Origin of the sequence: Pseudomonas kitaguniensis (assembly GCF_009296165.1) — a bacterium.
GTDB lineage: Bacteria > Pseudomonadota > Gammaproteobacteria > Pseudomonadales > Pseudomonadaceae > Aquipseudomonas > Aquipseudomonas kitaguniensis.
Genome location: NZ_VUAZ01000107.1, coordinates 1 through 8272, shown reverse-complemented (window position 1 = coordinate 8272; position 8272 = coordinate 1). Strand labels below are relative to the sequence as shown.

Annotated in this window: 8 protein-coding genes and 2 pseudogenes; 5 read left to right on the top strand and 5 right to left on the bottom strand. The window is 59.3% G+C overall.

The window, feature by feature from the left end:
• Nucleotides 1-34 precede the first annotated feature (34 nt).
• Nucleotides 35-475: a hypothetical protein gene (locus F0169_RS18015; RefSeq protein WP_152747234.1), complete on the bottom strand. Its 441-nt coding sequence runs from the start codon at nucleotides 473-475 to the stop codon at nucleotides 35-37.
• Between F0169_RS18015 and F0169_RS18010 the strand changes: the two genes are divergently transcribed.
• A complete protein-coding gene (locus tag F0169_RS18010) occupies nucleotides 474-929 on the top strand; it encodes a tRNA (cytidine(34)-2'-O)-methyltransferase (protein WP_058413147.1) in 456 nt (151 codons plus the stop codon). The two genes, F0169_RS18015 and F0169_RS18010, sit on opposite strands and share 2 nt — an antisense overlap.
• Nucleotides 930-1019: 90 nt before the next feature.
• On the opposite strand, the gene secB is transcribed toward F0169_RS18010, so the two are convergent.
• The 3 genes from secB to F0169_RS17995 are packed head-to-tail and all read right to left on the bottom strand — an operon-like array spanning nucleotide 1020 to nucleotide 2201.
• Nucleotides 1020-1499 carry a protein-export chaperone SecB gene (secB, locus tag F0169_RS18005; RefSeq protein ID WP_058413146.1) on the bottom strand — a complete coding sequence of 160 codons (480 nt, stop codon included), beginning with the start codon at nucleotides 1497-1499 and terminating at the stop codon, nucleotides 1020-1022.
• Nucleotides 1500-1534: 35 nt separating this feature from the next.
• Nucleotides 1535-1786, bottom strand: a complete 252-nt coding sequence (gene grxC, locus F0169_RS18000) for a glutaredoxin 3 (RefSeq protein WP_017734847.1) — start codon at nucleotides 1784-1786, stop codon at nucleotides 1535-1537.
• A 1-nt stretch (nucleotide 1787) separates the two neighbouring features.
• Nucleotides 1788-2201 (bottom strand): rhodanese-like domain-containing protein, encoded by a 414-nt coding sequence (locus F0169_RS17995; RefSeq protein ID WP_058413145.1) that lies wholly within the window; start codon nucleotides 2199-2201, stop codon nucleotides 1788-1790.
• Nucleotides 2202-2352: 151 nt separating this feature from the next.
• On the opposite strand from F0169_RS17995, the gene gpmI reads away from it, so the two are divergent.
• A complete protein-coding gene (gene gpmI / locus F0169_RS17990) occupies nucleotides 2353-3879 on the top strand; it encodes a 2,3-bisphosphoglycerate-independent phosphoglycerate mutase (protein ID WP_058413144.1) in 1527 nt (508 codons plus the stop codon).
• A gap of 231 nt (nucleotides 3880-4110) precedes the next feature.
• On the opposite strand, the gene F0169_RS17985 is transcribed toward gpmI, so the two are convergent.
• Entirely contained in the window at nucleotides 4111-4623 is a 513-nt protein-coding gene (locus F0169_RS17985; RefSeq protein ID WP_152747233.1) for a PBECR2 nuclease fold domain-containing protein, read from the bottom strand.
• A 242-nt stretch (nucleotides 4624-4865) separates the two neighbouring features.
• Between F0169_RS17985 and F0169_RS17980 the strand changes: the two are divergent.
• The 3 genes and pseudogenes from F0169_RS17980 to F0169_RS17970 all read left to right on the top strand — a co-directional run.
• Nucleotides 4866-6160 (top strand): annotated as a pseudogene (locus F0169_RS17980) (murein hydrolase activator EnvC family protein).
• Between the two features lie 30 nt (nucleotides 6161-6190).
• Nucleotides 6191-7507, top strand: coding sequence for a S41 family peptidase (locus F0169_RS17975; RefSeq protein ID WP_058413142.1), 1317 nt, complete (start codon nucleotides 6191-6193; stop codon nucleotides 7505-7507).
• 1 nt (nucleotide 7508) lies between these two features.
• Nucleotides 7509-8272 (top strand): annotated as a pseudogene (locus F0169_RS17970) (divergent polysaccharide deacetylase family protein); the annotation flags it as partial.

Genomic DNA, 8272 nt, shown 5'->3' with positions numbered 1-8272 from the left:
GACCTTGGTACAGGCAGGCCGGGGATTCCCTCTTTTATTGCTCTTGGAGATGGATCTCCAGTCGCCAGCGACCATCGGCCTTCTCCCCGTTCCACTCCCCGCGCAAAGGCCGAGCCGCCACCAGGTTCAGCAGCAAGCCGCCATCGGTTTTGCGGATGCGCCAGTTCACCCACTTGTCACTGACCTTGAGCTGCCCGGCGGCAGCGTTGCCCTGCGCGTCGAACAACAACGCCACGGTGCCGTCGATGTGCTCGCCGTGCAGTTTGGGCTCGCTGTTGAACCACACCACCAGGCTGTCCCTTGCGGTCTCTACCTGTTGCAACTCGACCGGGTCCGCGGTGGTCAGGCGCCCGATCATCAAGCCGACCATCAAGCCTACAATCGCCAACGAGCCCAAGACCCTCGGCAATAGCTTCGGCCTTGGGTCCTCTTCGGGGGTAGAATGCAGCGCATCTTTGCCTTCGGAGCCGTGCATGTTTCACGTCATCCTTTTTCAACCAGAAATTCCGCCGAATACCGGCAACGTTATCAGGCTGTGCGCCAACAGTGGCTGCCACCTGCATTTGATCGAGCCTTTGGGCTTCGACATGGACGACAAGCGCCTGCGCCGCGCCGGGCTCGACTACCACGAGTACGCCACACTCCAGCGCCATGCCGACTTGGCCAGTTGCCTGGAAAGCCTCGGCCAGCCACGGCTGTTCGCGTTCACCACCAAGGGCTCGCGGCCGTTTCATGATGCAAGCTTTGCCGAAGGCGACGCCTTCCTGTTCGGCCCGGAAAGCCGGGGCCTGCCTGCCGAGGTGCTTGATGCACTGCCTGATGGCCATCGCCTGCGATTGCCGATGCGCGAGGGCTGTCGCAGCCTGAACTTATCCAACACCGTAGCCGTTGCCGTCTACGAAGGCTGGCGCCAACTCGGCTTCAAGTAGCGCATAAACAAAATGTGGGAGTTGGCAAGTGTGAGAGCTGCATACCTGCTCCCACACCTGCCAGCTCCCACATTTTTTTACCGCGCAGGCTTACTGAACGGTCGACGAACCTTCTGTTTGCATGCGCTGCAGCTCTTGAGCGTACAGGGCATCAAAGTTCACCGGCGCCAGCATCAAGGCCGGGAACGAGCCACGGGTGACCAGGCTGTCCAGGGTCTCACGGGCATACGGGAACAGAATGTTCGGGCAGAACGCGCCCAGGGTGTGGCTCATGGACTGCTCGTCCAGGCCCTGAATCAAGAAGATACCGGCCTGTTGCACTTCAGCGATGAAGGCCACTTCTTCGCCGTTTTTAACGGTAACCGACAAGGTCAGCACCACTTCGTGGAAGTCGCCTTCCAGCGCTTTTTGACGGGTGTTCAGGTCCAGCGCAACGCTTGGGGTCCACTCCTGGCGGAAGATCGCCGGGCTTTTCGGCGCTTCAAACGACAGGTCACGCACGTAGATACGCTGCAGCGAGAATTGTGGGCCTTGCGCTTCTGCTGCTTCGGTGTTCTGTTGGTCAGTCATCGCAGATCCTTCTTGATCTTGGGGTCTTTTAGGGTTTAGGCGAGCAGCGCATCAAGTTTACCGGCGCGCTCCAGGGCGAACAGGTCATCGCAGCCACCGATATGCTTGGCGCCGATCCAGATTTGCGGCACGGACGTGCGCCCCGCTTTCTGGGCCATTTCGGCGCGCACCTGGGGTTTACCGTCGACCTTGATTTCTTCGAAGGCAACGCCCTTTTTCTCAAGCAAGGCTTTGGCCCGCATGCAGTAAGGGCACCAATCGCTGGAATACACGACAACCTGGCTCATATCACTTCACCAGCGGCAGGTTATCGGCCTTCCAGCTGCCGATACCGCCGGACAGTTTGGCGGCGGTGAAACCGGTCTTGAGCATCTCGCGGGCGTGGGTGCCGGCGTGCTGGCCTTGGGCGTCGACCAGAATAATGGTCTTGCCTTTGTATTTTTCAAGTTCGGCCAAGCGCGCGATCAGCTTGTCCTGCGGAATGTTCAGGGCGCCGACGATATGGCCGGCGGCAAAATCCTTAACCGGGCGAATATCCACTACAACGGCCTCATCCTTGTTGACCAGTGCGGTCAGCTCCGACGTGCTCAGGCTGCGACCACCGCGGCTCATTTCATGAGCGATCAGCAGCGCCAGCAGGATGACAAAGGCACCCGCGAGCAGGTAGTGGGCAGTGGCAAATGCAATCAGGTGATCAACCATCAAGGAGGTTCCAGGGCGTTAAAATGGCGGTAAGTATACACAGCCGTCAGGGGCGGCCAACCCCCGTAAAGCGGTGACGTCGTCGGAACTTCGCTTTAAACTGCTACTCACTTTTAAATTGCCTTCCTTTATTACCGCCGCGAGAGGATCTATGACTACTACGCCTAAACCTTTGGTCCTGATAATTCTCGATGGCTTCGGACACAGTGAAAGCCACCACGACAACGCCGTGTACTCGGCCAGCAAGCCTGTACTCGACCGCCTGGCCGCCACCGTACCCAACGGTTTGATCTCGGGTTCGGGCATGGACGTAGGCTTGCCGGACGGCCAGATGGGCAACTCGGAAGTCGGCCACATGAACCTGGGCGCCGGACGAGTGGTCTATCAAGACTTCACCCGCGTGACCAAATCAATCCGCGATGGCGAGTTCTTCGAGAACCCGACCCTCTGCGCAGCGGTAGATAAAGCAGCAGCAGCCGGCAAGGCCGTGCACATCATGGGCCTGTTGTCGGATGGCGGCGTACACAGCCACCAGGACCACTTGGTGGCCATGGCCGAACTGGCCTACAAACGCGGCGCCGAGAAGATTTACCTGCACGCCTTCCTCGACGGCCGCGACACACCGCCGAAAAGCGCGCAATCGTCCATCGAACTGCTCGACACCACCTTCGCGGCTTTGGGCAAGGGCCGCATCGCCAGCCTGGTCGGCCGCTATTTCGCCATGGACCGTGACAACCGGTGGGACCGTGTGGCCCAGGCCTACAACCTGATCGTCGACGGCCAAGCCGAATTCAATGCCGCCACCGCCCAGGAAGGTCTGCAAGCCGCCTATGCGCGCGGCGAGAGCGATGAATTCGTCAAAGCCACCACCATCGGCGAACCGGTCAAAGTTGAAGACGGCGACGCCGTGGTGTTCATGAACTTTCGCGCCGACCGCGCCCGCGAACTCAGCCATGTGTTCGTGGATGCCGGCTTCAAGGACTTCGAGCGCGCCCGCCAGCCACAGGTCGAGTTCGTGATGCTGACCCAATACGCCGCCAACATCCCGGCCCCGTCTGCCTTTGCGCCGGGCAGCCTGGAAAACGTACTGGGCGATTACCTGGCCAAAAACGGCAAGACCCAGCTGCGTATCGCCGAAACCGAGAAATACGCCCACGTGACCTTCTTCTTCTCCGGCGGGCGTGAAGAGCCGTTCCCAGGCGAAGAACGCATCCTGATCCCGTCGCCAAAAGTTGCCACCTACGACCTGCAGCCGGAAATGAGCGCGCCGCAGGTGACCGACAAGATCGTTGACGCCATCGAGCACCAGCGTTTCGACGTGATCGTGGTCAACTACGCCAACGGCGACATGGTCGGCCACAGTGGCAACCTCGAAGCGGCGGTCAAAGCCGTGGAATGCCTGGACCTGTGTGTCGGCCGCATCGTCGATGCACTGGAAAAAGTCGGCGGCGAAGCACTGATCACCGCTGACCATGGCAACTGTGAGCAGATGTCCGACGAATCCACCGGCCAAGCCCACACCGCCCACACCACCGAGCCGGTGCCGTTCATCTACGTCGGCAAGCGCGACCTGAAAGTGCGTGAAGGCGGCGTACTGGCAGACGTGGCGCCGACCATGCTGAAACTGTTGGGGCTGGAAAAACCAGCCGAGATGACCGGCACTTCGATTTTGGTCTGATTTGATTCAAGTCTGAAATGGTTCAGGGGTTGCTCAAAGCGAGTAGCCCGTCAATAATGGTTCTGAGCGCGAAACCAGTTGCCTCCGGCGGCAATAACTGGCGTAGGAACCCCGTTGATGGCTGGACATCAGCGCAGGGTGAGACCTCCACACCCCCGCTTGAGGGTGTGTATATGAATATCAAGCACGTAATTTTGGGCAGTTCGAAAGAACTGCCCTTTTCTTTACCTGCTACACAAGTTGATAGCGTTTGTAGAGCAACTCACCATGGCGGTGCTTGTTCAATGCCTTGGCATCGGTCTGCATGAAATTCCAGAGCATATTGCCTGCATGGATATTCACTACAACCAGCATCTGCCGTTTGGTCTCATAGGCGCCAATAAAAGCCCGGCGAGCCGAGCCGTCGCTGTAAGCGACACGCCAAATCTCCAACGGCCCTGTCAGCGTATCGAGTGCAAATTTAACGTAACGTTCTCTGGCGTCCTGTCGCTTTTCAACGATGTGCTGCAACGTTGCACGCTGAATCAAAACCTCTCCTAAAGGAGAAGCTATATGAATCTGTGAGCACACCGAATCGGTAAGTCCCAGGTTCGACGCTACTATTTCAACAGCCTCGGTAACGTTCTTGCCTGGCAACACTTCCTTGAGTGCACAAGAACGCAGAGCCCGGTCGAGGCTACGCAAATCGGGCAAACCGTAATCGAGCCAGGTGCGCTGGCCTTTTAGTTCATGAATACAGGGCATTGCCGATCGCGCCGACTAACGATTAGTGGGCTCGAGAGTCTATTCCCGCAAGTAATAAGCCGTTCAGCAGGAGCATTTCAAAGCGTTTCTGCAAGAAAGGTTTAGCCAGTCATCCACCGGATTAAAGCGCCCTAAATCGCTTTTTATGACGAAAGCCTCAAAGCAGTTAGCGTTGAGGCGTTTTTTTTGCGGCGCTTGGCGGGCATACTAGGCCGTCCCTTTCTTTAGTGTCGCCCGCCTCTATGCTTCGCGCCTTGATTACCCTAGCTTTAGTCTGCCTGCTCCAACCGGCGTTTGCCGATGAGCGCGCACAAACCCAACAACAGTTGGACGCTACGCGTCAGGACATTACCGAGCTGAAAAAACTGCTCGGCAAGCTCCAGGAAGAAAAATCCGGCGTGCAGAAAGACCTGCGCGGCACGGAAACCGAAATGGGCAAGCTAGAGAAGCAGGTCCAGGAGCTGCAAAAAGAATTAAAGAAGAGCGAGTCGGAACTGGAGCGACTCGACGCTGAGAAAAAAAAACTCCAGAGCGCACGCGTTGAACAGCAACGCTTGATTGCGATTCAGGCCCGCGCCGCGTACCAGAGCGCCGCCAGGAATACCTCAAGCTGTTGCTCAACCAGCAGAACCCGGAAAAATTTGCGCGCACCCTCACTTACTACGACTACCTGAGCAAAGCGCGCCTGGCGCAATTAAAAGGGTTTAACGAAACCTTGCGCCAGTTGGCGAATGTCGAGCAGGAAATTGCCGACCAGCAGTCGCAGTTGATGGACCAGAAAACCGCCCTCGACACCCAGCGCGACCAGTTGGACAAGGTGCGCAAAGAGCGCCAATTGGCCCTGGCCAAGCTTAATGACGACGTGAAAGCGCGCGACGCCAAGCTGCAAGCCCGTGAGCAGGACCAGGCAGACTTGGGCAAAGTACTTAAAACCATCGAAGAAACCCTGGCCCGCCAGGCGCGTGAGGCCGAAGAAGCGCGGCAAAAAGCGCTGATCGCCCAGCAGGAAGCCGAAAAAAAGCGCCAGCGTGAGGCCGAAATGGCAGCCACGACGGACGCCCCCGCGCCGCGTAAACCGGCGCATACGGCTGCAGGCCCGCTGGTTTCCAGCGCTGGCGAGTCGTTCGGTGGGCCTTTTGCTTCAGCTCGCGGAAAACTTCCATGGCCCGTTGATGGTCGACTGCTGGCACGCTTTGGTGAAACCCGTGGCGATGACACGCGTGCCAAGTGGGACGGCGTGATGATCAGCGCGTCCGCCGGCAGCCAGGTGCATGCCGTCCACGGTGGGCGCGTGGTGTTTGCCGATTGGCTGCGCGGCGCTGGTTTATTGGTGATTCTTGACCACGGTAATGGCTATTTGAGCCTTTACGGCCACAATCAGACTTTACTCAAGTCGGCAGGTGATGTTGTAAAAGCGGGTGAATCCATCTCCACTGTCGGTAACAGTGGCGGCCAGGACACCCCGGCGCTGTACTTCGCTATTCGTCAGCAGGGTCGCCCGAGCGATCCCGCACAATGGTGCCGTTCCCAAGGATAGGGTCGCATCTACATTAGGAGTTCGTTCGACATGCTGCATTTGTCCCGCCTCACTTCGCTGGCCCTGACGATCGCCCTGGTGATCGGCGCGCCGCTGGCTTTCGCCGACCAGGCCGCACCGGCTGCACCTGCCGCCACGGCTGCGACCACCAAGGCGCCGCTGCCGCTGGACGAGTTGCGCACCTTCGCCGAGGTCATGGACCGGATCAAGGCGGCTTATGTCGAACCTGTAGACGACAAGACGCTGCTGGAGAATGCCATCAAGGGCATGCTCAGCAACCTCGACCCGCACTCTGCCTACCTTGGCCCGGAAGATTTTGCCGAGCTGCAAGAAAGCACCAGCGGTGAATTCGGCGGCCTGGGCATCGAAGTCGGCTCCGAAGACGGCCAGATCAAAGTGGTCTCGCCAATCGACGACACACCAGCCTCCAAGGCCGGCATTCAGGCCGGCGACTTGATCGTAAAGATTAACGGCCAGCCAACACGCGGCCAGAGCATGACCGAAGCTGTCGACAAGATGCGCGGCAAGCTCGGCCAAAAAATCACCCTGACCCTGGTGCGCGACGGCGGCAACCCGTTTGACGTGACCCTGGCCCGCGCGACTATCACGGTCAAGAGCGTGAAGAGCCAACTGCTGGAGTCGGGCTACGGTTACATCCGTATCACCCAGTTCCAGGTCAAAACCGGCGACGAAGTGGCCAAGGCCCTGGCCAAGCTGCGCAAGGACAACGGCAAGAAGCTCAACGGTATCGTGCTCGACTTGCGTAACAACCCGGGCGGCGTGTTGCAGGCTGCGGTCGAGGTTGTTGACCACTTCATCAGCAAAGGCCTGATCGTCTACACCAAGGGCCGTATCGCCAACTCCGAGTTGCGCTTCTCGGCCACCGGCAATGACCTCAGCGAAAACGTACCGCTGGCGGTGTTGATCAACGGCGGCAGCGCCTCGGCGTCGGAAATCGTCGCCGGTGCCCTGCAAGACCAAAAACGCGGCGTATTGATGGGCACCACCAGCTTCGGCAAGGGTTCGGTGCAAACCGTGTTGCCGCTGAACAACGAGCGCGCACTGAAGATCACCACGGCGCTTTACTACACCCCAAACGGTCGCTCTATCCAGGCCCAAGGCATCGTCCCGGACATCGAAGTACGCAAAGCCAAGATCACCAACGAGATCGACAGCGAGTACTACAAGGAAGCCGACCTGCAAGGTCACTTGGGCAATGGCAACGGCGGCGCCGACCAGCCAACCGGCAGTGGCGCCAAAGCCAAGCCGATGCCGCAGGATGATGACTACCAACTGGCCCAGGCGCTCAGCCTGCTTAAAGGCCTGAGCATCACGCGTAGCCGTTGATATGCGGGTTGCCCTGATCTTCGCTGTGCTGTGCAGCTTCGCCGGGGTCGCCCACGCGACGCGAGCGAGCCGCACAAAGCCTACCTGACACTGATCATCGATGACCTGGGGCAAAACCTGCCCCGGGATCGTCGCGTGCTGGCTTTGCCTGGGCCGGTCACCACGGCGATCATGCCCGACACACCCCACGCCGCCGAACTCGCCCGCGAAGCGCACAAGGCCGGCAAGATCGTGATCTTGCACATGCCCATGGACCCCGCCACCGGCCCGTTCGCCTGGCACCCCGACCTGCCTATCGAAGAACTCAGCAAACGCCTGGACGCCGCGTTTAACGCCGTGCCCTACGCCGCCGGCATCAACAACCACATGGGCAGCCGCATGACCGCGCAACCAGCGGCCATGGCCTGGTTGATGGGCGAGTTGCAACGGCGTAACAAATTCTTCGTCGACAGCCGTACCAGCGCGCAAACCGTGGCCGCCGCCGAGGCGCAGAAGATCGGCTTGGCGCATGTCTCGCGGGATGTATTTCTCGATGACGAGCGCACCGAGGCGGCGATTACCACGCAGCTGCAAACGGCGATCAAGCTCGCGCACAAACAGGGCTCGGCGGTGATGATCGGTCACCCTTATCCACAAACCCTGGCGGTGCTGGAGCGCGAGTTACCCAAGCTCAAGGCTCAGGGCATTGACTGGATTGATATCAAGTTGATGATCAGCGTGCGCAGCAACCAAGCCATGGCCGCGCATGGCAAGAACGGTATTTAC